General features: G+C 42.8%; 23 protein-coding genes. 3 read left to right on the plus strand and 20 right to left on the minus strand.

The features are described 5' to 3' along the window. From E0H94_RS05890 to E0H94_RS05945, 12 genes are all read right to left on the minus strand, one after another. The gene (locus tag E0H94_RS05890) at positions 1-591 is read right to left on the minus strand and encodes a class I SAM-dependent methyltransferase (protein WP_131325546.1); all 591 of its coding nucleotides are present in this window, start codon (positions 589-591) and stop codon (positions 1-3) included. A 377-nt stretch (positions 592-968) separates the two neighbouring features. Beyond that, positions 969-1199 carry a helix-turn-helix transcriptional regulator gene (locus tag E0H94_RS05895; RefSeq protein ID WP_120368166.1) on the minus strand — a complete coding sequence of 77 codons (231 nt, stop codon included), beginning with the start codon at positions 1197-1199 and terminating at the stop codon, positions 969-971. A 96-nt stretch (positions 1200-1295) separates the two neighbouring features. Next, positions 1296-2228: a hydrolase or metal-binding protein gene (locus tag E0H94_RS05900; protein WP_131325547.1), complete on the minus strand. Its 933-nt coding sequence runs from the start codon at positions 2226-2228 to the stop codon at positions 1296-1298. A 141-nt stretch (positions 2229-2369) separates the two neighbouring features. Continuing rightward, positions 2370-3413: a YqaJ viral recombinase family protein gene (locus E0H94_RS05905; protein WP_131325548.1), complete on the minus strand. Its 1044-nt coding sequence runs from the start codon at positions 3411-3413 to the stop codon at positions 2370-2372. 143 nt (positions 3414-3556) lie between these two features. Then, positions 3557-4603, minus strand: coding sequence for a DUF932 domain-containing protein (locus tag E0H94_RS05910; RefSeq protein ID WP_131325549.1), 1047 nt, complete (start codon positions 4601-4603; stop codon positions 3557-3559). A 119-nt stretch (positions 4604-4722) separates the two neighbouring features. Next, the gene (locus E0H94_RS05915) at positions 4723-5022 is read right to left on the minus strand and encodes a hypothetical protein (protein ID WP_131325550.1); all 300 of its coding nucleotides are present in this window, start codon (positions 5020-5022) and stop codon (positions 4723-4725) included. Positions 5023-5141: 119 nt separating this feature from the next. Beyond that, positions 5142-5522 (minus strand): hypothetical protein, encoded by a 381-nt coding sequence (locus E0H94_RS05920; protein WP_131325551.1) that lies wholly within the window; start codon positions 5520-5522, stop codon positions 5142-5144. 11 nt (positions 5523-5533) lie between these two features. Next, positions 5534-6112: a hypothetical protein gene (locus E0H94_RS05925; protein WP_131325552.1), complete on the minus strand. Its 579-nt coding sequence runs from the start codon at positions 6110-6112 to the stop codon at positions 5534-5536. Between the two features lie 18 nt (positions 6113-6130). Continuing rightward, on the minus strand, positions 6131-6391 hold the full coding sequence (locus E0H94_RS05930; protein WP_131325553.1) for a hypothetical protein: 261 nt from the start codon (positions 6389-6391) through the stop codon (positions 6131-6133). 597 nt (positions 6392-6988) lie between these two features. Next, positions 6989-7960, minus strand: a complete 972-nt coding sequence (locus E0H94_RS05935) for a hypothetical protein (protein ID WP_131325554.1) — start codon at positions 7958-7960, stop codon at positions 6989-6991. Between the two features lie 42 nt (positions 7961-8002). Further along, entirely contained in the window at positions 8003-9004 is a 1002-nt protein-coding gene (locus E0H94_RS05940; RefSeq protein WP_131325555.1) for an inovirus-type Gp2 protein, read from the minus strand. A gap of 462 nt (positions 9005-9466) precedes the next feature. Then, positions 9467-11269, minus strand: coding sequence for a hypothetical protein (locus E0H94_RS05945; protein WP_131325556.1), 1803 nt, complete (start codon positions 11267-11269; stop codon positions 9467-9469). A gap of 177 nt (positions 11270-11446) precedes the next feature. On the opposite strand from E0H94_RS05945, the gene E0H94_RS05950 reads away from it, so the two are divergent. Beyond that, the gene (locus E0H94_RS05950) at positions 11447-12415 is read left to right on the plus strand and encodes a hypothetical protein (protein ID WP_131325557.1); all 969 of its coding nucleotides are present in this window, start codon (positions 11447-11449) and stop codon (positions 12413-12415) included. A 382-nt stretch (positions 12416-12797) separates the two neighbouring features. Here the strand turns inward: E0H94_RS05950 and E0H94_RS05955 are convergent, their stop codons facing one another. The 6 genes from E0H94_RS05955 to E0H94_RS05980 all read right to left on the minus strand — a co-directional run bounded on the left by E0H94_RS05955 (position 12798) and on the right by E0H94_RS05980 (position 20178). Beyond that, a complete protein-coding gene (locus E0H94_RS05955) occupies positions 12798-13862 on the minus strand; it encodes an enoyl-CoA hydratase/isomerase family protein (protein WP_165495590.1) in 1065 nt (354 codons plus the stop codon). Between the two features lie 7 nt (positions 13863-13869). Beyond that, on the minus strand, positions 13870-14673 hold the full coding sequence (locus tag E0H94_RS05960; protein WP_131325559.1) for an enoyl-CoA hydratase: 804 nt from the start codon (positions 14671-14673) through the stop codon (positions 13870-13872). A 93-nt stretch (positions 14674-14766) separates the two neighbouring features. Next, positions 14767-15891, minus strand: coding sequence for an acyl-CoA dehydrogenase family protein (locus E0H94_RS05965; RefSeq protein ID WP_131325637.1), 1125 nt, complete (start codon positions 15889-15891; stop codon positions 14767-14769). Between the two features lie 120 nt (positions 15892-16011). Next, positions 16012-17673 carry an AMP-binding protein gene (locus E0H94_RS05970; protein WP_131325560.1) on the minus strand — a complete coding sequence of 554 codons (1662 nt, stop codon included), beginning with the start codon at positions 17671-17673 and terminating at the stop codon, positions 16012-16014. 85 nt (positions 17674-17758) lie between these two features. Beyond that, entirely contained in the window at positions 17759-18649 is an 891-nt protein-coding gene (gene mmsB / locus E0H94_RS05975) for a 3-hydroxyisobutyrate dehydrogenase (RefSeq protein ID WP_131325561.1), read from the minus strand. Positions 18650-18660: 11 nt separating this feature from the next. Then, positions 18661-20178 carry a CoA-acylating methylmalonate-semialdehyde dehydrogenase gene (locus E0H94_RS05980; RefSeq protein ID WP_131325562.1) on the minus strand — a complete coding sequence of 506 codons (1518 nt, stop codon included), beginning with the start codon at positions 20176-20178 and terminating at the stop codon, positions 18661-18663. Positions 20179-20347: 169 nt separating this feature from the next. Between E0H94_RS05980 and E0H94_RS05985 the strand changes: the two genes are divergently transcribed. Next, positions 20348-21229 carry a LysR family transcriptional regulator gene (locus E0H94_RS05985; protein ID WP_131325563.1) on the plus strand — a complete coding sequence of 294 codons (882 nt, stop codon included), beginning with the start codon at positions 20348-20350 and terminating at the stop codon, positions 21227-21229. A gap of 23 nt (positions 21230-21252) precedes the next feature. On the opposite strand, the gene E0H94_RS05990 is transcribed toward E0H94_RS05985, so the two are convergent. Next, complete coding sequence (locus E0H94_RS05990; RefSeq protein ID WP_131325564.1) at positions 21253-21717, minus strand: surface-adhesin E family protein; 465 nt, start codon at positions 21715-21717, stop codon at positions 21253-21255. Positions 21718-21874: 157 nt separating this feature from the next. Continuing rightward, positions 21875-22795, minus strand: coding sequence for a LysR family transcriptional regulator (locus E0H94_RS05995; RefSeq protein ID WP_131325638.1), 921 nt, complete (start codon positions 22793-22795; stop codon positions 21875-21877). A 121-nt stretch (positions 22796-22916) separates the two neighbouring features. On the opposite strand from E0H94_RS05995, the gene E0H94_RS06000 reads away from it, so the two are divergent. Then, complete coding sequence (locus tag E0H94_RS06000) at positions 22917-24161, plus strand: MFS transporter (RefSeq protein WP_131325565.1); 1245 nt, start codon at positions 22917-22919, stop codon at positions 24159-24161. The last annotated feature ends 25 nt before the right edge of the window (positions 24162-24186 follow it).

Below are 24186 nucleotides of genomic sequence, written 5' to 3' on the forward strand. Positions count from 1 at the left end.
TTACGCCTTTTGCTTTTTGAAAAGAATGTTCAGCCACTCTTCTGTTCGATCAGAGCGTTTATCTAAGGTAATCCACTGCTGTAAAATTAGTACCTGATCAAAGTCTTTTAACAGATCATCTACCTGCTTTTCATTTAAGTCAGTAAAGCTACGCCCATCTTTTTCACGATCTTGATTGCCATATTTAAAAGACATATAGCACACACCATTTGGCTTTAGTGCCGTTAAAATCCTGTCCAATACATCTGATAACTTCTCCCTCTCACAATGCAACAAAGAAGCACATGCCCAAATACCCCCATATTTTTCCTGTGCAGATAATTCATAAAAACTATCTAACCGCACTGGTAGTCCTGTAAGCTGACGTGCTTTTGCAACCAACTCTTCTGAATAATCAATGGCTTCTACCTGATGACCCAAATTTTTAAAAGCCAGCGTATCTCGACCCGAGCCACAACCCAGGTCAAGAATAGAAGCATGTTCAGGTAGGTATCTTAAAAATGATTGGTACAAACTGGTCATGTCCACTTGATAAGTAGTATCAAAGAACTGATCAGCATTTTGATTGTAGTAATATATATTTTTATTCATAATCTTCTAATAAACAGACTTGGTGTTCACTTTAAGTGAGTAATATAAGCATAGAATGGTAGCTACACACTGAGCTTGCAACAAATTTAATTAAAAATTAAAATAAGACAAATAGTTAAAGGCTAAAAAAGATGGCTTTTTGTCCCTTATGTAATGATGAACTCGATAATGAATACCTCAACTCTGTCATGGATGAACTTTCTCGGCATAAAGACTCACCTTTTTATTCTATAATTAAGCAATGTCTTCATTGTAAACATGATTTACTTTTTAAAAAAATTGCACTCAGTTATTACCTAGTTACTAATAACAAAGAAATTCTTATTGGTGGTGCATAAAAAATTGGGTCAGAAATAAGGGAGCTAAAGCTCCCATTTTTATTCACGACTTTGTATTTTTTCTTCAATCCATTGATGAACTTCCAAAGCCACCCAACCAATACGTGATTCACTTAAGCGTATTGGTTTTGGAAAGCTTGGATCATAGTACTTTGAATCAACATTAATCATTTCGTAGATCTTTGCCCGACTAATACTTGTGAATTGAATGACTTCTTTAATATTGATAATTTGATTCATCTGAAAAGTCTGACCTGTGAACGCATTCATGATGTTTACTCCTGATCATTGATGCGAGCGCGTATTCGCTCAGATCATAGGGCAGTCCAATAAAATTTTACGGAGTCCCATGTTATCTAGATTTATCTAATTCACCGACCTCACACTCCCCTGTAAATCTTGCTGAATATCCTGCACAAACCCCTTACTCTGAGTGAATTTGGTCTTCGTCTTGGCTTTTGATTCAAGTGGAGAATGCTCAGACTCAGCATTCTCATCCACATAAAACTCTTCCACGAAATCTAGTCCCTCCTCAGCATTCACCTCAAACCGTGCATTGCCATACCCCTGCCGTGCCATTTGATCTAAAGCAGCCTGATTAAAACCACATAACTTAGTTTTTTGGTCAATCTCTTTCGCAGTTTGAATCGCTTCTTGTACATGAACACCTTCACGTAAAGTCAAATCCACGTAGTACACAGGCGTGCGATAGCTTTGAGTTGTGGACTTTCCTCTAAGCGTGAGTTGTAGCGGTAAACACGAAAGCAAGCCATTAGATGCTGCATGGTAATAACTGAGTCTCGCAGCCAAAGTACGGATACTATTAAAGCCTGTGGTTCTAAAGATGAATGTCCCAAGTTCATCCGATTCATCTAAATTGACATGCAAACGCCCATAAGGTTTACAGTTACCTCCTTGTGCCAATGGACACAAATCAGGGGATGGGCATGGATGTTGTTCTACCCCTTGATTAGTCAGTCGTTGGCAGGTTTCTCCATTCCCAACACATACAGGCCTACCCGTTTGACGGTCAAATAAACTGTATTCCGCCCGTAGATTCAGTTCAGGATCATTGAATATCATGCGGACTGGAATACTTCTGAGTTTTTGATTCGGTGCTTTCGCTCGAAGTTGTTCATCCAATGGATGTTTCACCCAACCACTATCCTTGTTTTGGATTTGGCTGGTAATGGTGAATTGGTCATCCTTTTCAGGGATGCGTTTCCCGTTCTTTTCGACAACCTTGCCGATACTGATCCGCCCAAGAATTGGCGGTGTAATAGCTAAACCTTTAATCATGGTATTTTCCTCTTCTACTTAAATGTGTAGATATGCTTGGTTAAAAATGAAATCGGCATAAAAAATCCCATGCTCTCAGGCATGGGACATTTAGATTAGTTTGGTATTTTGCTAGCGAAGTACACTTAGGCTAAATCTGTTTCAATCAGCATCGGTATAGATGTTGAATCGCCGTGTGCCCTGCTTGCTTTGTGAAAATTGATTAAGATACTCAGGGTGTAACTTGAGTAAAGCCTTGCTATCTAAGCTGATTGAATCCTTAGACTTTTTCCATGTCACTGAGCCTACTTTAAAGGTGGCACGTTCAGCCCCCTGCATCTTGGCTTGAAGTTGATGCTTCAGTAGATCGAACTGCTCCTGATGTTTTTCAATTTGGTTACGGGTCTGAATGAGTTGCTCAAACTGTTGATTGGCTTGCTCATCCTCAGATAGATCCGTGGTGCTGAGCGGTACATGTTCAGGATAGAGTAGCTGTAAGGCTTTGGCTGCGGATTCACTGGCATCGGCTTCAGGTGGGATATCCTTTTCAACACACTCCCAGAAGTAACGCTCCGCATTGATGATGTGTTGAATCACCGATTCTGAACGTGTGACTTTAAAAATTCTTGTTTCATGTCCACAAATTAAGACACAGATATGTGCTGCCTTTTTGCCTGTGACTGCCAGTTGGTGTTGCACCTGACACAACACGTATAACGGCACACCATCTCGCCACAACTTGGCCCCATATTCTCCAGCAGTTTTACACTCCAGTATTTGTACATCAGCATCCCCAACCACCGAATAATCCAAGTTGGCCAACATAAAATGCTTGTCTGGATCAGGATGTTGTAATACGGCATTGACTCGACGCACTTTATAGTTGGTATACATGCTGTAGTATTCAGCAACCAAAGGTTCCAGTTGCTTGCCCCAGTACAAGGGTGCATGGCCTTCACTTTCATCTTCAATGTTTTGTTGAATCCGTCCTGTCTTGATCATCCATAGTTCAAGCATCGATATATAAGGATTGAGGCCACAAGCTGCGGCACAGTCACTACTACCAATACCTTGACGACGAACTTCCAGCCATTCCGCCTGACTTAGGTTTTTGGTCTCTACAAAGCGTTTTGGATGGCTGAGTTTAGGGCGATGCGCATGGATATTTGCTCGAGTAGGATGATGTTGAATTAAAGCTGAGTTCATAAAGCTGTCCTCTGATTATTAAATTTTAGGCATAAAAAAAGCCACATCTGGAGATGTGGCAAAGAGGTATTTGGATTCAAAGAGATTTACAGGATCATGTTGATCTGATGTGATTATCTTAAATTCTGAATCTGAATCTAAACTTAAACAATCAAGCGTAATGCTTGTTCCAGTCCACGTTGTTTTAAACCTGCTCCAGCACCGAACCATGCTGAATCTAAGCGATGATCCTGACTCATCGCTCGACGTTCATGATCACAAAATTCCGTAATGGAACACAGTAAGCCATAAGCCGTGTCTTTGGCTGAACTGAGTTCTGCCCCACGACCATGGCCATTAAACATGGTCATGACTTTAGACATGGCACGTCCATTCGGTTCAGACTTATTGTCAGCTTTATTGGATTGGCTTCCTTGCGCTGGCACATTGCGATAAAACTGAATAATACTGTCATCTTGCTCGGTTGGACTGAGGCTGGTGTTATTAAACACCGCATCAAAATAAGCTGCAGCTTCAGTCTGTGTAACTTTACGTTGACTGAGCTGTTTCATTTCATACATGTGTTCGTTCCATGCCCGCACTGAAATCCCCAATTGCTGTTTGATCTTCTGCGCATCAAACTTAGTACTGTGTGGCACTTTAACTACGCCTGCACTTGCATTCTGACCTTTTAAGGCAATGGCTAAAGTGTTGTTACACACCACGCGAATCGAGGTAAATTGCGCCGTGGTCGCTAAGGTGCCATCACATCCAGTGGCTAAGAGAATATAGCCATTGCTGACATCTTTACCCTTTAAAGCAGAAGTTTGCCCAGTTTTGGCTAAAGCCCAGAATTTCTTGCCACCTTTCAGTACTCCTGCGGTTTCCAGTTCAAAGCCAGATTGTTCAGTCAAGTCTCGATAGAATTCTAGAATCTCTCGGGGTTGGACTTCCTGATAACGCTGACTGACTACCGATAAAGGTGCATGTGTGTCGGAACGGTATAAAACCCGCTGTTCATCATGCGGTAGGATCAAGCTTTGTCCTTTGTGATTTTCAGCCATGTAACTCACATTCGAGCTTTCAATCTGCCAGTCCATGCCCGCCTGCTTGGCCCAGACCTCAATCGGTTGATTGGGTGTCAGTTGATTACCCAAACCATGCCAAGGGGTTTGACCGACATAAGCCATGTTTTCGATTTGATGTGCCATTGTGAATATTCCTAAAATAAAAGTGAAAGATGTAAAGATTTAAAGATGCAGAAATGTGCTGTAAGGGTTTAAACAATCCATCTATTTAAAGATGTAACTGTGTAAAGTCTGAGATGCGATTACGGCATCCATGCAAACTGTTGTTGGCAATCCAAGCAGACATACTGCTCGGCATTGCTGTAGTACTTCTCAAAGCAGTATTGGCTGACGACGACTAGGACGCCACCGATGACCACCCCGACCGTGGCGCCAATAAAAGGTGAAACGCCTGCTTTTTTTGCGACCTGCATACCAAACATCGCCATCTGTGTAGGTGAAATACAGCGTTGTAACTGTTCAAAATAGTTAAAGTTGGCGTTGCCTGAATCGGTCTGTCTGACATGGGTAGACTGACAGTAGGGGCATTGAATAAAGGACATTGATATTCCTTGTGAAATGAATTCAGTGCGAAGCGCTGAATTAAGGGCATAAAAAAACCGTGCCCATTGAGGACACGGTTTGATTGAGTTTTTGCTTTGTCGTGGAGAGTTGAAGGCTGCTATTGAAAGCTATAGCTTGCAGTGCCTTTTTCCGTCTCCACATCAACACGCACTACGTTGTCATAGCCACAGCCGGTTAATTTCAGTCTTAAACGCAGACCCATTTTAAAATGCTGGGGATATTCCAACGATCTGCGATAGCCTTCATAACTGCATTCACCGTTGTTGATCAGCACATTGGTGACATCAATCGGATCTGCACTGTTAGAACGGATCGTCAATACCGTAGCGGATTGATTTTGGGCATACCAGTTACTGGTATCTTTGACATCCAGTTCTACCGTAAATGTATTTGGATCAAGGCCAGAACTACAGCCACTCAGCAACATTCCTGTCGTTGCAGTCACTGCCAACAGAAAGAGTTTAAAAAATTGCTTCATAAAATTCATCCTCAGCAGTAGTTATAGCTCACGCCATAATCGCCCGTATTTAAATCAATGCTGACCAGATGAATTTCACAGTCTGTGCCATTATCAAATTCATAAACGTAGTAACGATTACCCGCCTGCTCCGATTCCAGTGCTCCGTGTTCCTGTAAGCTGAAGTCTTTCACTGATTTGCCTGTATCTTTTGCGGCTTTGGCAAAGACATAGCGTTGATACTTGTCTATGTTGTCCTGCTCAAACTGAGGCAGTTCGTCATAAGGCAGCATCGACAGCAAGGTATCGACAGACTTTAGGTTTTTATCAAATTCAAAACTCAGCAGCTCAGGTTCATGGTCTGCTGGACTCAGACTCTTGCTTCCCGTGGTCAATTCTTTGACATCAATCCCATCCACTTCCGCTGCGGGAATCTCGGTTGATGCGGCAGAAGCGGCGGATTCTAAAGGCTGTGCAGAGCTGGCCTCAGAAGTACTGGCTTGAACCGTTTTTTCAGTTACATGTTTGGGGCTGAAGAAATAGAAGCCTGCAATGCTGATCAGGGTCAGGGCTAAGATTGCCGCCAAGCCCAATATGGTTTTTTGGTTCATCTCAAATGCTCCCCGTCTTTAGTTGGGTACAGTAACTTGACCATTCTGCGCATTAAAGTGAACGAAGCGCGGACAACCACCCTGAAAGTTCACCGTGAAATTACGCCAACCACGATTGCCCGGATTGGTTTTATACATGCACTGATACACTCCACCACCCAAATTGCGGGCCTTAACAAAATAGGCTTCGCTGGCTTGCGCAAACCAGCCTGCTTGTGCGAATGATGCGCCTGCAAGTAGTGATGAAATAAGGGCAGTTTTTAGGAAGGTTTTAAACATAATCATTTTCTCTTTTTATAGGCATCACCTGTCTTGATTAGACGCAGTGCTCCCCATGCATGAATGTTGGAATGAATATCTATGTTTTTTTGAAGTGTTATAGACGATAAAGCACACAGATCTATGACCCTCAAAACAGCATGAGAGATTCATCTTCATATCGGTAATATGTACTTGAAAAAGTTTTATTCTTAGAAAGTCATCGACACAGCTATGCATTGACTGCACAGCATCAGGTCTAATCACCCAACGGTACAAACATGAAAAAAGAGAAATATAAAAGACGGTCTTGATGTAAGCGCATGGCGTACTCCTTTGTTTTAAAAGAATCCTGCCAAATCACTGTCAATTGATGGTGGCAGAACGAAGGAGGGTTGACAGACTGGTAACAAAGAAACCAGCACGCGCAAGCGCGTCCCCCCTCCGCCCTACCGCAAAGAAAGGGGGACGAACGGGTCCACAACATGCAAAATGAGATTTCGCATATTGTCTTTGTTAATGGGTCTGTCAAAACCCGCTGACGATGTAGGTCAGCAGGCTAAGGATAATCTGCACGTTATAGAGCGTCAAGCAAGTACAGGAATGTAATATGAATTTTTAACGTCTTACAGGTGCACCACGAAACCATCTAAATCCTTGAGGATAAATACAGATTCTATTGGCTAAACCTTCGATACTGGTTTCTCGATCAGGCATCTCGTCTAGGGCACTTAAAGGATCTAAAGCTTGATCCTGAGCACTCCTCTGGATAATCAGTTGATACTCATCTTCATGTTGATACTGCTGAAAATCTAACAGTGGACAAAACGAAATCCCCCTATTTTGAGTTACTCTTTTCCAGCAAATATCTATTTCTCGACTATACGCTGAAGGTTCAGCACACAATAAGGGATCAAGGGTCAGAAAGAATTTCACAACATAGCGTTGATCAACCCGAACAATCTGATAAAACGTAAATACGACTTGGGCGTTATACCAAGAGAGTTGTTTGAGCTGCTTTTGAAAGTGATATAGCAACTTACTCCACGCAGAGATATCAACCCATTGATTGTGCAATCCTTCTAGACTCAGTTCAAATTTCAAATCAACGGCATTGGGATATATTTCACTCACCGTACAATAAGATTCACGAATTTTGTCGATCTGCTTCACGTAATGCTGATTATGCTGCTGAAGTTGTTCTAAAAAGCTTGCACTTTTAAATAGCTTATTCAGTCGCTTCAAAATTTTATCAATATGTACCGACGCTTGCTCATTATAAAGAGAAGCTGTAGTAGTATCCTCCATTGTAAAATAGGGAACACCTGCTTCCAGTAATACACTGCTATAAGCGCGATAAAAAGCATCCACCCAAAATGAAAACTTGTGCTGCCCTCCACAAGCCACCATCAGGATACGCCAATCATCAAAGTAGCTCATCAGTGCTTGTTTTAACTCCTGATTTAAAGCATTTTGATAATCGTTGAACTCCATACCTTCTGGAACCCGCTCAAACTTGAGTCGTTTGTAATGCTCAATCATGTTTTGTTCTAAGCGTACAGCTACAAACTCTAATGCTAAATTACTCATGTGTTGTCCTATGAATGAATTGATTTCATAGAACTGGCACATTCATAATTTTTTAAACCAAACCTCCTCTTCCAGCTTTGCTAAAGCAGTCTGCGCATCCCATTCTTTGATTCTTCTATTTTCTTCTGTATCAGGTATAGGGCGACCATGATGCTGATAATCCCCTTTATAAAAGGTTCTACGTCCTCGTGGTTTAACCAATAACGTCTGCCTGTATTTTTCAGGATCACTGAGATATGCAATGGTTTTTAAAGCATTATTGCCTTGATCAGGCTCTGTACGACGAATCACCCCAATCCCCAAAGTACCTTGATCGTAATAATTCTTTTTGTTTTCTGTCGTATTGTTATTCCATCCATAGCCTTTCCCAAGCGTGATCTCCTGCCATTTTTCAATCACCCATTTAGCAATATTATAATCGTTGCGATATTTGGACTCATTAATAACGAATGCTAGATGCACATGAAAGCCTTTGGTTATTCCATGCTCCAGCGCAATCGCATAAGTCAAAAGTGCGTCAAAATATCCATTTTTATCCGTAATCAAATCACGTAGTTTTCCGACATGCTGGTAGAAGTCATGTATGGTAATTTCGATCAGACAATCTCTGGAATAGTATAAATCTACCCTGATCATCAATACTTCATGATAGGCTTTAATTGCACCTTCGAACTCCTCAAGTAACGCCACTCGATTCAATTCTTTCCGTCTTGTAAAGCTTTTGATCTCCTCTCGTATTAGCCCTCGATGCGCATGCAGGATTCGTCTTAATGCCTTAATTTCGCCTATAGACAACCCTGATAGATATTCAGCAAAGCTAAGCATGCCACGCTGGCTATTGATGTATTCAGTGACTGCAATAAACGCCCTAATCGATGCTGCGAACTCAATACCTTCCTGTTTAAACACCTGAAATGCACACCATAAGCGTTCTAGGTTGAAAATGAACGCTTCATTCGGCATATCAAAATTAAGACATACATCCACAAAGGTATGAATGGCATACATCACCCCTGCCTGATGATCTAAATCGGATTGCAACACGTTGAACTTCCTTAACTATGATTAACGTCATAGTTAAGCAATCGACTTATTTTTTTAAATGAAGTCCTTATCTAGAGTAAGGACCAGTCATCCACTATCCGCATATATCGAATAGTGCTCTCATCCTGCATGGACTATTGATCCATAGCATCATCCATATTGGGGTATCTACTCAGATCTGAATGACATGTCTAACTATTCTTGTTATCCGTATGAGTAATTGTAATCGTATTGATATATCTAGTATTTATAGTTCTATACGCTATAGTCATTAATCTATTATTAGTATTAATCTCTATATTAATAGTATATAAAACCGTCTTAGCGCAAAAGCAATAATGATAGCCCAGCCGATTAACACGATTTCCAAACCTTCGGGTAAGCTAGGCCTTTTATATATTTTGGCGTTACGATAGTTAGGTCAGAAAAATGATTTTTCAATCATAAACCTAGCGCAAAAAACTATTCAAATAATGACAAACAATGATGATGCAGTAGTCCGTAATCTTTAAGTTCTACCAGTGTTGGTGAAATTTCTGTTATTTGCTGTGTAGGAAAATCAAAGCGAGTTCCATCCTGAAGGGGTTCTTGAAACGCCAATTCACTTAAGAAATACCTGTTAGCTTTTGCATGCTGATCAGGGACAAAGCAACAGCTGTATGTATTTTGTATAAATGACCGAGGTAGAATCTTAAAAGGCATCACTATTTCAGTTGCATTTACCAATGCCCTTTCCAAACTACTTTTAGTAGCACCGAGCTTTTGGTCAATATCAGAATGTTTCCGCATACATTGCTGAAAAAAATAAATTTGGTTATATGCAATCAGATCCATAAGGGCCATTAAAAACTGATGAATTCTGGACTGCTCAGCCTTTAACTTGAAGGTGATCATTGATTCAATTTTATCAGACTCATTTTTTAGCGTCATATCCTCTTTGATTGTTTTGATTTGAGTCGCTTGCAATGAATACGGATAGAGAAAGTCTGTGCACCCTAAATGCTCAAAGCTTTCATCATCGATTACTACTGGGTTAGCTTCTTTCAGCATTTTAAAAAGCGATTTATTCTGACTGTATATCTGGCAGCACCACTGCTCAAGCAAGCTTTGAAAAAGACCTAAGCGGTTGTTCATCCCGCTGAGTTTAGTATGCTGGGTAGATGATAAATGACCCAAAACCGCCTCATCCTTCAAAATATTTTCATGCGGCTTTAAATAAAACGTCGCTGATAATGGGTTCTCTGGATGTAACCGCTTTAGCTCGACATAATGATCATACAACTTCATTATTTCCTGCTGTTGTAACACAACATAATTTGCATAACCTACAGCATCACGAGACCGAAGAATAAATGGTTTCATCCAGCACAAAGGATCATGTAACAAATAATAGTTTTTACAATTCATCACCTTCAAGCCAACATCTGAATCTTCACTTTTAGTGTTTGACAACAAATCGCTCTTTGGATTCAGCATAGTAAAAATAGAGGCCATTTTCTGAACTTCAAAAACATGCGGCTGGGGGTACTTCAAAATATAAAATTTGCCGTAGATCGCAGCATCCCCCCAAAATTCATGCGAAAGGTTTAAAGCGTAAACTGGAGACTCTGTTTGAATAAAACTATTTCGAATTGCTCCATTTGCCTGACTTCGAATAAATCCGAATTCTTTAAGCTGTTGTATAGCCCGATAAATAGATTGTTTGTTTAAACCCGTTGCCCGCTCGATTTCAGCAATTCCACACCCTATAACAATTCCAAACGAGTCTGCACCGTAAAGCAACCGTAATAAAACAAGATAACTTCGATAATCAAGACGACAATTCAACTCTAAATTTGGGGGTAAATTACTAATGCTTATGCAATCACTTTTTATAAACAAAATCTTAATAAGCTGAAGTAAAGAAATTTGCCTCTTCTGTCTTTTACGGTTTTGTTCTAGCCAGTCAGGAGACTCTATTATCGCTTCAATATAAGCAAGCCTGAGTTGTAAGTGACGGACACGAGCCCGCTTTCCACTCTCAGGAAAGCTAATCATTAATATCTCTCGTTGCTCCAATTCATCCAACACACCCCCTAATTTTTTAACCTGTATGCCGATTACTTTTGACAATTCAGCTAGCGGCAATGATGTACTTTCAACTCCAAAATTTCTTACAAACTTCAGTAGTGCCCAAAATGTATAAGGTGAAAGCTGACCATTTACTTTTTGATAAAAAACCAGAAATAGGGTTAAAAGATATTGCTCTGAAATTTTCTCCGACACAGATGCTATCCCTAAAATTTTAACTATATTTTCGTGATAACCACTATACATTAATTAAGATAAGCACAAAATGATAATTAAAAATATAATAATCAACATTTAATATTTAGTTAACATTTACTTAATGTTTATTTATTGATATATAAATATTTAAACAACTTTTATTTAAATTGAAAGATGACACGACCATATTTAACTTTAGAAGAATGGTTATCTACTGATACAGAACTCAAAAAAAAGTTCTTAGATCAAGAAATCAAATTAAGACCAAACCAGATACAAAAGATCAAAACCTCTGATAGTAAAGATCGTTATCTTTCTATAAATCACTCGCAAACTAAATCAAATGACAATCAAAACCCCTCCTCTTTACCTAACCAATTAAATTCAGCTTCCATAGATCAACTATTCCCAAATACTGCAAAATTTGAGACTGAGCACTTTTCACTTGGAACTAGCCCTGAGCATTTTGAAATCTTAAAAAAAAGATTCCGTTCATTTAAGTATAACTACACAAACAAGGAAGCTAATCGCATCTCCAAACAAATCACATTGGATCAAAAGACGTTAAAAGAGCTAGAGAGAATTACAGACAAGTACAAATTAAAAAGCCTACAAAACTGCTTAGACTTCTTAATTGATGCACATAATTTCAAATTAACTGAAAAAGATAAAATAATATCAAGACTCAAAAAAGAGCAAAATTCAAATCATGATTCTAATTTAAGGCAAGAACTGAGATTAAAGGATGAAAAAATTATAGAGCTTGAAAAAGAGCTCGTGCGCCAAAAAAATACCATCCACGAAAACATGAGCAAATCTACGAAAGAGTTTGAGGAATATCTCATTCAGATAGCTGTAAACAAAACCCTTGAGTTGGACAAAATTAAAGCTTTTTTAGGTGATATTACCGAAGAGGATCAACGAACCATAAATGAAACTCTTGGACCCGAGGTACTTAGCCAAATTGAAACCCAATTGAGAAACGAACATGCAAAACAAAAACAATTTTTAACAATGAAAAATCAACAAAATACCAATATTGCTTTAGGGTTTGATCAGCATAGTCAATATAGTAATACCGTACAAAATGACGATGAGGTTGAAGGCATTTCTAATAATGAGCGATCTAATGTTAAAAATTAAATGGAATGAATAAACTTTTAGATCTGTATAAAAATCAAACAAAATAGATTCATATTAGAAGGTAAGTACCTTATTTTGTATAATTATTTTTAAACTCACCCACCCAACTATACAAGCTTTACTACCTTGATTCATCTGGGGGTATAATTGGGGGTAAAATTAAAAATACGCTATACATGTATTTATCTATTTCAATAACTTAAATTAACAATGTGAATCCCTCTTTCCCAAATTCTATAATCATGTAGCCACATGATGTCTCAAAAGGTTTAAATTCAAAGGGTTTAAGCCTTTTTTGTTGTCTAAAAAATTAAAAAAACTTACCTTATAAAAAATCCCCCAATACATTGGAGGATTTTCTGAACTTATTTTGAAAGCAAATTTACACTTGCACACTCGCCTGACGCTGCTGTCGTGAAGGTGGTAAAAGCTCTTCGAACATTTGCATCAATTTAGGGTTCTCAGTTTGCCATTTCGGCTGCTTGTCTTTATCAATCAGCAAGGCACGTACCCCTTCAATCATATCGCCTTGCTCAAACCAGATATCTTGTAAATCCCGTTCCAACTGCATGCACTGTTCTAAAGATAACCCCCGCCCGACATGCTGTAGCTTTAAACTGATTTGCTTGGCCAACAAAGAACGTTGCTGCAAATTTGCTAAGATTTTTTCAGCCCAATCCATATAGTCACTCTCTAACGTATGGGCTAGACTATCTTCAATTTGAGCCAATTCAGTATGTGAAAAATGCTGCCGAATCGCCTCTTCATACTGTTTTAATTCACTAGGTGCAGGCTCTTTTAAATAACGTGCAATGGTCTGTTCAATCGACTGTTGGGTTAATTGCGTGGCATGCGCCAATTCTATTTGTAACTGCGCTAAGTGGTCACTCGGCACCAAATAGTCAATTAAATCTAAATGTAAGGCATCACTACTGCTGATCTGTTCACCCGTCACCGCCATATACACGCCCACATCGTCTAAACGCGACAGGAAATGGGTTGCGCCGACATCGGGGAAAAAGCCAATCGCGGTTTCTGGCATGGCAAAACGAGATTTCTCACTACTGACAATAATCTGGCAGGCTTGTGCCAAACCAAAACCACCGCCCAAGACATAGCCATCTAAAAACACCACGACAGGTTTCGCATATTGGCGCAGGCTCTTCAACATATGATATTCATCGGCAAAATAGCGCTGATAATTGGCGGTTCCATTTTGATAACTGTCATAGAGGAAGCGAATATCCCCGCCTGCACAAAAGGCTTTGGGACTATTCGAATTAATCAAAACAGCTTGAACTTGATCGTCCTCGCGCCACTGCTCTAACTGCTGACTAATGCCATGAATCATGCTTAAGGACAGTGCATTCAGATGACTCGCGCGATCTAGCGTAATCACGCCTAAATGCCCTTGCACGCTAATCTGTAAATTATTTTCCATGCGCAGACTCCTTTTATTGATTCTTAAATTGTGCCGGACGCTTTTCCACAAAGGCTTTCATGCCTTCTTTCTGGTCAGATGTTGCAAAGATGGAATGGAAAGTACGACGTTCAAAGCGTAATCCCTCACTCAAACTCACTTCAAAGGCGCGATTAATACTTTCTTTAATCATCATGGTGGCAGTGAGGGATCGCTGTGCAATTTTTTCCGCAGCCTCTAGGGTATAGGCCAATAATTCTTCTTTCGGTAGGACGCGTGCCACTAAGCCACTTTGTTCGGCCTCAGCTGCGCCCATTTGCCGTGCGGTTAAACACATCTCCATAGCTTTGGCTTTACCCAAGGCCAAGGTTAAACGCTGCGTTCCGCCAATACCGGGAATAACACCGAGCGTCACCTCAGGCAAACCAAATTTAGCATTCTCCGCACAATAGATAAAATCACACATCAAGGCCAACTCACAACCTCCCCCCAGTGCATAACCACTTACCGCAGCGATCAAAGGTTTACGACGCTGTGCGATGCGATCTGCCAAATGGAAAAAATCATCAAAATAGATATTTGGGAAATTTAGTTCTGCCATTTCTTTAATATCAGCACCAGCGGCAAAAGCTTTTTCAGAACCCGCCAACACCATACAGCCAATCTCAGCATCGCGTTCAAACTGGTCTAAGGCTTGGTTAATTTCAGCAATCAGTTGACTGTTTAAGGCATTCAACGCTTGAGGACGGTTCAGGGTAATCACCCCGACGCCCTTGCGCTTTTCAACTAAAATCGTGTCCCACTGTAAATCTTCGATGAATGTTTTTTCCCACTGCATGTTGCGATCCTTCTTCTATAGACCAATGCACACATCCCTTTAAAATCTCACGATCCGTGACATGTGCAAGGGTCAGTTTTTTCGATATTGGGTTTATAAACTACGGGCAATCACCAAGCGTTGAATATCGCTGGTACCTTCGTAAATCTGACAAATCCGAGCATCACGATAAATTCGCTCTATCGGGAAATCTTTCAGATAGCCATAACCGCCAAAGATTTGTAAGGCATTTGAACAGACCCGCTCGGTCATTTCAGAGGCAAACAACTTGGCCATCGACGCTTCGGTTAAACACGGCTGACCCGCTTCTTTTAAACGCGCTGCCTGATGCATCAACTGACGTGCCGCGGCAATTTCTGTCGCCATACTGGCCAGTCGGAATGAGACTGCTTGCTGTTCAAAGATGGGTTTACCGAAAGCTACACGCTCTTTGGCATAACGGGTGGCTTCCTCCAAAGCAGCACGCGCCAATCCGACGGCTTGAGCAGCAATCCCAATACGCCCACCTTCCAAATTAGACAAGGCAATTTTTAAGCCTTCGCCTTCTTTGCCCAACAACATACTTTTGTGCACGCGCACATCGGTCAAAGCAATTTGGCAAGTGTCAGAGGCATGTAAACCCAACTTTTCTTCGACCCGAATCACTTCATAACCCTGCGTATTACGCGGGACTAAAAAGGCACTCATACCTTTTTTCCCAGCGCTCGGATCAGTCACGGCAAACACGATAATCACGCCTGCATTGTGCCCTGAAGTAATAAATTGCTTGGCACCATTGATGATGTAATGGTCGCCATCTTTCACGGCACGGGTTTTAATGGCTGCGGCATCGGAACCAGTGTGTGGTTCAGTCAGTGCAAAAGCCCCGATCATTTCCCCTTTGGCTAAAGGCACCAGAAATTGTTGCTTTTGTTCTTCAGTACCAAATTTCAAAATCGGCACGCAACCCACCGAATTATGCACACTCATAATGGCGGATGTTGCACCATCCGCAGCGGCAATTTCTTCTAGCGCCAGTACATAGGCCAAGTTGCCTGTTGCCGAACCGCCCCATTCTTCAGGCACCAACATGCCCATAAAACCCAATTGCCCCATTTGCTGTAAAGCTTGCGCAGGGAAAGCCCCCTGTCGATCCCACTCACTGGCATAGGGTTTAATTTGTTCTTGGGCAAAACTCTTTGCCATGTCCTGAATCAAAAGTTGTTCTTCAAAAAACATACCTTGTCGATCCCACTCACTGGCCGTCGGTTTTATCTGGTCGTGATCAAAACTTTTTACCATATCCTGCATGTGAGCTTGTCCTTCAGTAAATTGCATAATTTCTTTCCTTACAATATCTTAGCTTGCAGCAGTTGTGGCGGTTTGTTGCTTGGCAATTTCCTGATTGCGCAGTAAAAAGCGCTGAATTTTTCCACTGGGGGTTTTGGGAAGTTCAGTCACAAACTCAATCAACCGCGGATAAGCATGAGCAGATAAGCGCTTCTTCACAAATTGGCTCAGTTCATTTTCAAGCTCAGCACTGGCCGCACTTTCACCGGATAAAATCACAAAAGCTTTAATCACTTCGGTGCGCTCAGGGTCAGGCACACCAATCACGGCAGCTTCAATCACTGCATCATGTTCCAACAAGGCACTTTCCACATCGAATGGGCCCACACGATAGCCCGACGTGGTAATCACATCATCACTGCGTCCGACAAAACTCATGCTGCCATCGGCATGTATTTCAGCGGTATCACCCGTTAAATAATAATGTCCAATAAAGGGTGATTTACGACTTTCTTGATAACCACCAAACCACATCATCGGAGATTGGCTAATATCCACCGCTAAAATTCCTGGGCTATCGGCACCTAACTCCTGACCCTGTTCATCTAGTGCCACGATACGATAACCGGGACTGGCAAAACCTGCCGAGCCTGCTCGAACCTGATGTTGCAGTGCATGATGATTACACACCACCATCCCGACTTCGGTTTGGCCATAATGGTCAAAGATCGGGGCATCTAATACTTGCTTGAACCAGCGAAACACTTCAGGATTCAATGGCTCACCTGCACTGCTGACCACACGGAATTTGCCATACAATTGCGCCATTTGCTTCGGATCCGCCGCCATCATCATGCGGTAGGCCGTGGGTGCCCCCGCTAAGTTATTCACGCCATAGTCATTTACAATCTGGCATAGACTGTCGGCAGTAAACGCGCCTTCATAAAAAATGGTCGGATGACCCAATAAGAGCGGACCAGTAATGCCGTAATACAATCCATACGCCCAACCCGGATCGGCAATATTCCAAAACGAATCTTCAGCTCTTAAACCAATCGCATCTTGCATATAGCCACCAAATGCAATCAGCGCTTTCAGCGGCACTTGTAAGGGTTTGGCAGGGCCTGTCGTGCCTGATGTGAACATCAACAAGAATGGATCTTGGATGTTCATCATCTCCAATTCGCACTGATCAGATTGGCGATTGACCTCTGCCCAGAAACTATAATCGCCTTGATACAGCCCTGTGCCTTTAGCTCCCGTGACTGTCACAATTGCAGGACAATCCTCTACGTCGTGCAATTTGTCACGATTGCCCACATCGGTCACCACCAGTTTGCTTTGTGCCAGCTGTAAGCGGTGCTCAATGGCTTTCGGGCCAAACGCAGTAAATAAAGGTTGATAGACCGCACCAATCCGCCATGTCGCTAAAATAGTAATAATCAGCTCTGGTGTGCGTGGCAATAAACCAGAAACGCGGTCACCTTTAGACACGCCTTGTGACTTTAAAAAGTTGGCAAATTGGCTGGCGCGTTGTTGTAACTCTCGAAAGGTATATTGCTCTTTACGACCATCTTTAGCTTGCCAAAACAAAGCAATCCGCCCCGGAAAAGCATGTCGATCACAACACTCATAACACGCATTCAGCGCATCGACTGAACCTGATAGAAACCGTTGCGCAGCCTGTTGTAAATCAAAACTTTGCTGCGCTTGTTGATAATTTGAAGTCATCCTTTCACCTCAGTCACATTTTTTGTTATTCACGACAAGGGTTTTTTATCGGGTGCATTCATTGCACCCTTTTCATTTTTTAAAATCAATTTTCTCGGGGTAAGTATTGCTGGATAATGCTGGAAAAATCTAAATGCGCATTGCCTTGTAAACACAATTGTTGATAGAGCTGCTGGGCCAAACCACCGAGTAATACAGGTTGCTTGACTTGGCCTGCAGCTTCAATGGCCAAACCTAAATCTTTGAGCATGAGTTGCGAGGCAAACCCGTCGGTATAACCACGACCTGCGGGTGCATTCGGGCTAATATCGGGCCAAGGATTACAAATTTCCGAACTCCAGCAACGGCCACTTGAGCTATTGATCACGCCTGCCAATGCATGCGTATCAATGCCCAATCGGCTACCCAAAGCCATGCCTTCTGCCACGGCCGCCATAGAAATGCCGAGAATCATGTTATTGCAAATCTTCGCAATTTGCCCTGCACCGACCGCACCACAGTGCACGGTGTTTTTGCCCATAAAGCTTAAAATCGGCTGCACGCGCTCATAAGTCGCATCATCAGCGCCGACCATAAAGGTCAAGGTGCCTGCTTTAGCACCAATGGTGCCACCAGAAACAGGCGCATCGCAGACTTGAACCTGATGCTTCAAGCCTTCAGCAGCAACATCTTTAATGGTTTGTGGGTCAATGGTACTCGAGTCAATACAGAGACTACCTGCACGCATTACCGCCAGAATTCCCGTTTCACCCAAATACACCTCGTGCACATGCTTGGCTGCGGGCAGCATGCTGATCACCACATCTGCCTGCTCAGCGGCCGTTTGCGGGCTGTCACAAATAATCCCGCCACTTTCAGCAAACGGTTGTAAGGCTTTTTCACTCAAGTCATAACCTAACACCGTTTGCCCTGCTTTGAGCAGGTTCTGTGCCATCGAACCGCCCATATTCCCTAAACCAATGAAAGCTATCTTCATCTCGCTACTCCTTAGCGTAAACTGATGGTGGTATTGACTTCCCCTGCGTCTTGACTGTCTTCAAACCAACGACTGGTAATGGTTTTGGTTTGCGTATAGAACTGTACTGCTTGTTTACCATAAGGGCCTAAGTCACCGAGCTTTGAGCCACGCGAACCTGTAAAGCTAAAGAATGGCACAGGGACTGGAATTGGAATATTGATGCCCACTTGACCAATATCAATACGGTTTTGGAAAGTCCGTGCCACTGCCCCACTTTGGGTAAATAAGCCCACACCATTCCCAAATGGATTGGCATTGACCAGTTCAATCGCTTCATCCAACGTCTCCACACAAAGAATGGTCAGTACAGGGCCAAAAATTTCTTCTTTATAAATACGCATATCCGTGGTGACATTGCTAAACACCGTTGCCCCGACAAAGTTGCCATTTTCATAGCCTTGGACTTGAATATCGCGACCATCCAGTAGTAATTCAGCACCTTGTTCTACCCCACTGTTAATCAAATCAATCACACGGGCTTTGGCACGCGGTGAAATCACAGGACCAATGTCCGTATTCGGCTCATGCCCCGCATTCACGCTTAAGGTTTTGGCTTTTGCAACCAATTCATTGATCCAGTGTTTACTGTCACCGACCATGACTGCCACTGAAAGCGCCATGCAACGTTGCCCTGCCGCACCAAAGGCTGCACCGACCATGGCATTTAGGGTTTGTTCTTTATTGGCATCAGGCATCACCACCACATGGTTTTTCGCACCCATCATCGATTGCACGCGCTTGCCATGTTGACCCGCCAAGTTATAGACATGTGTGCCGACAGCAGTCGAACCCACAAAGGAAATGGCTTTGATGTCTTGATGGGTACACAGCGCATCGACTACATCTTTGCCGCCATGCACCACATTCAGTACGCCTGCGGGAATACCGGCTTCGATTGCCAACTCGACCAACATCATGGTGGAGAGCGGATCTTGTTCAGATGGCTTCAAAACAAAGGTATTGCCGCAGACGATTGCCATGGGGAACATCCACAAAGGAATCATCGCAGGGAAGTTAAATGGAGTAATGCCTGCACAGACACCTAGAGGTTGTTGCAAGGTATAAGTATCCACCCCGCGTGCCACCCCTTCGGTATATTCGCCCATTTGCAGCGTGCCAATCGAACAGGCATGTTCCACCACTTCTAAACCACGCTGAATATCACCTTCCGCATCCGCCAAGGTTTTGCCCTGTTCTGCAGTGAGTACCTGTGCAATTTTCTTGGCATTGTCGCGAATCAGTTGCTGTAGTTTCAGCATAATGCGCATACGCGCTTGAATCGGGGTTTCTCGCCAGCTGGCAAATGCCGCTTTTGCCGAAGCAATTGCGGCCTGTACTTCTTCAGGCGTTGCAAAAGGCACTAAACCAATGACTTCTTGCGTTGCTGGATTAACAATGTCTTGCCATTGCTGGGTTTTAGACTCGACAAACTCACCATTAATCAATAATTTAGCTGTCGATAATTGGATTTTAGAAACCGTATTCATAACCTCTCCATAGGCATTCATTTTTATTGTGTTGCTGCTGAACCCTACGACTTAAACCGTATGTTCAATTTGTGATTTTCAAATCAGACTAGCAAAGAAAACTTTGACCACCAATGCCGATTGGTGCACGATAGTTGTGCAATTTTGCACAGGATGTGGAAAATAAAAAATGAAAGTAGATTGGGATCATCTGCAATTTTTTTTGGTCTTGGCACGTGCCAAAACTCTGACCAATGCAGCACGGATTATTGGGGTTGAACACAGCACTGTGGCACGACGGATACAGTCTTTAGAAGTCGCTTTAGGTATACCCTTATTTAAACGTGAAGCCACAGGATATGAACTCACCGTTGATGGCATGGCACTGGTGCCGCGCGTAGAGCAAATGGAACAGGCTTTTTTGCAAATTCAAACACCGCAACAGCCGCTTGAAGGTCGTGTGCGAATTGGTGCACCGGAGGGTTTTGGCACAGCGTTTTTGACCCGTTTATTGGCCGAACTGTCGCAGCAATTTCCACTACTCACGATCGACCTGATCCCCGTCCCCAAGATGATCAAACTGTCACATCGTGAAGCGGATATTGTGATTTCAATTGACCGACCTAAATCGGGTCCCTACATCATTACCCGACTGACCGATTATTGTTTAAAAATTTATGGCAGCAAGCGCTATCTGACACAGCATCCGCCTATACAGCGCATGGAAGATTTAGCAACCCATCGTTTTGTCAATTATATTGAGGATCTGATTTATAGTTCGGAGCTGTATTGCTTGGAACGCCTGCCGATTCCTCTGACCGCCAATTTTCGCAGCAGCAGTATTTTGGCCCAGCAAATTGCGGTCAATGCAGGGGCTGGATTGGCCCTTTTGCCGAATTTTTTGGCCCATGATCAGCCCGACTTAGAACAAGTTCTGCCCGAGCAGGTACGCTTCACGCATACCTTTTGGATGCTGACCTTTGTCGACCTACAACATGAGCCACGGATTAAATTGGTCTGGGATTACCTGCGCAAACAGGCTGACCTCAAGCAATCCATTCTTATGGATTGAGACTGGCGAAGCTGATTGCTTGATCAGTATTCTCCCATCGCGATACGGCGGGTGAGCTGTTCCAAACGATCGACTTTCTGACTTTGTGGCAAAACACGGCAGACCATTTCTGCCGTGTAATCCAGTGCAGTATTGGGAATAATTGCTCGGGTCTGACTGGCGGTATAATTTTGGCTACTGATCAAGGAACCATTTTTTTTAAAGTTCGCCGATGAGCGAATCCTATACTGTTCGCTGTCACAACCCACGCGGTACAAGGCCAAGGAATAATCACCCAGTTCCAAACCATCTTTTTCTTTATCCGTTTTAATCAGATATTTCACCCAGTACTCAACTTCGTTACTTTTTACATCCGTCACTTTCACTCGATTAAAATCAATATACATATATTGTGAACGGTCATAATTGGCATTGACGTAAGTCCACTCCGCACATGCAGATACGCCCCAAAATAAGCTTAGAAAACTGACCAACACACGATTTAACACAATACTATCCCCCAGATAGGCGCAGGGATTATAGCAACTTCAACCGATAAAGCACACAAGAAAAAATAACTAACACACTGAAATAATTAGATTTATACCAATTAAATTCAACATTTTTAGCACAGATTAAGCGGCATTTGCGTGACTGGTTGGCACTCTAGATCGACTCTGCGGAATATTTAGCATCCTGATGGCAGATCATTTGCAAGATGCTGGCGAAATTAATCGCCAATTGAGTGGCTAAATGCTGTTTATAAATTACCGCCAATCCGACCGTAGGGGCCGGTTCGGCAAAAGGCCGATACACCACACCCTGAATTTGTAATTGCTGTGAAGATTCGGGCACCATCGATACCCCCAAATTCGCCGCCACCAAAGATAAAATTGAGACAATCTGTGGGGCGCTCTGACCCATTTTGGGTTCAAAGCCTGCTTGCTGACAAGCATCAGTCACCGCATCATATAAGCCTGCACTGACGCTACGGGGGGACAAAATCATTTCGTGCTCACGTAAGCATGTCACCTGTAAAGGTTGCTCATCCTGCGCTAAATCACGGCGTACAGAAACCGCCGCAATTAATGCTTCATGCAACAGCTGTTGCATGGCTAAACTGCTATGAATTTGGCGAGGTGGGCGAATAATAGCAACATCCAGGCGGTCTTCCAGCACATAGTCAATTAATTTCAGGGAATTGGCTTCTTCCAGTTTTAACCCAACTTTGGGATACTGCTGCTGATAACGCCGAATACTCTCAGGAATTAAAGGGTTCAACATGGAGGTACCTGTAAAACCCAAACGCAACTGTCCCACCTCGCCATTAGAAACATAGCGTGCCAACTGAATGGCATCGTCCAATTGATGTTGCAGAGGTTCCACCGCAGTAAGAAAAGCTTGCCCAACTTCGGTCAACACGACTCCTTGAGAGGTTCGCAGGAACAGCTCGGCACCAATACTCTCTTCCAGATCACGGATTTGCATACTCAAGGGCGGCTGACTCATGCACAAGCGTTGTGCTGCGCGGGTAAAGTTTTTTTCTTCTGCCACGGTTAAGAAATAGCGAATATGACGCAGCTCAATATTCATATATAAAACATATATTGCTATAGACTTAAATATATTAGAAAGATAACCATTGCACTGCTAGGCTTATTCTGTAAATGATCATGCAAGCCAAACACTTTGGCTGTTGGAAATTCAGATGCTTAGCCCTGCTTCTTCAAGTCCAGAACTTGCCCCCGCCTCCCCTTTATCCGAATCATGGATTGAATCTGGTACGAGCACATATTATCGTGCAGGGCTGGCCCTGTTTTTGGTGGGATTTGCCAGTTTCTCGCTGATTTATTGTGTTCAACCTTTACTGCCTGCGTTTACCCAAACCTTTGCGGTCAGTCCTGCCAATAGTGCACTGGCATTGTCCCTGACCACTGCTTTCTTAGCCATTTCGATTGTACTCTCCAGTGCTTTTTCACAAGCTTTAGGTCGGCGTAATGTCATTTTCATGTCCATGGCTTGTGCGGCTGGACTGAATATCTTGGCGATGTTTATTCCCCACTGGTACACCTTTCTTGCCACACGGGCTTTGGAAGGCTTTGTACTCGGCGGGGTTCCTGCCGTGACCATGGCATGGATTGCAGAAGAAATGGACCCCAAAGCTTTGGCACAAACCATGGGGCTGTATATTGCGGGAACGGCTTTTGGTGGCATGATGGGACGGGTCGGCATGGGCATGCTGATTGAATGGGTCAACTGGCAAACGGCATTGGGCTTACTGGGTTTATTGTGTTTGCTCTGCGCCTGTGGTTTCTTATATCTACTGCCACCTTCTCGTCATTTTGTCATAAAAAAAGGGCTAAATTTAAATTTCCATGTGCAAGCATGGTGCGCTCATCTCCGCAATCGTTCATTACTGCGTCTCTATGCGTTGGGCTTTGTGTTGACCAGTATCTTTGTAACCCTATTTAACTACATTACTTTCCGTCTCGATGCAGCGCCGTATTCTTTGAGTCAAACTCAAATCAGTCTAATTTTTCTCTCGTATAGTTTGGGCATGCTGTCTTCATCATTGGCCGCTCGTCTGGCACAACGCTATGGCCGACAAAGTATGATAATTCTGGGCTTTGTGGTTATGGGATTAGGCATTGCCTGCACCTTGGCGCAGAATCTCTGGATCATCATTATCGGTGTGGCATTCATTACCACGGGTTTCTTTATTGCCCACGCCCTCTGTAGTGGTTTAGTCGGTGCTACAGCCCAGGACAACAAAGGACATGCGACTTCGTTATATTTACTGTTTTACTATCTCGGTTCGAGCATCATCGGTTCAGCAGGAGGATGGTTTTGGTTACATGCAGGATGGTTAGGCGTTGTGCTCTTGGCGCTGCTCTTGGTACTTGCAGGTATTGGACTCAACCTCATTAAAGTTTCCCCTCTGCACCGTACTTAACTTTCCAAATCGATCAAGGAACATC

It is taken from the genome of Acinetobacter sp. ANC 4173, from assembly GCF_004331255.1.
Lineage (GTDB): Bacteria > Pseudomonadota > Gammaproteobacteria > Pseudomonadales > Moraxellaceae > Acinetobacter.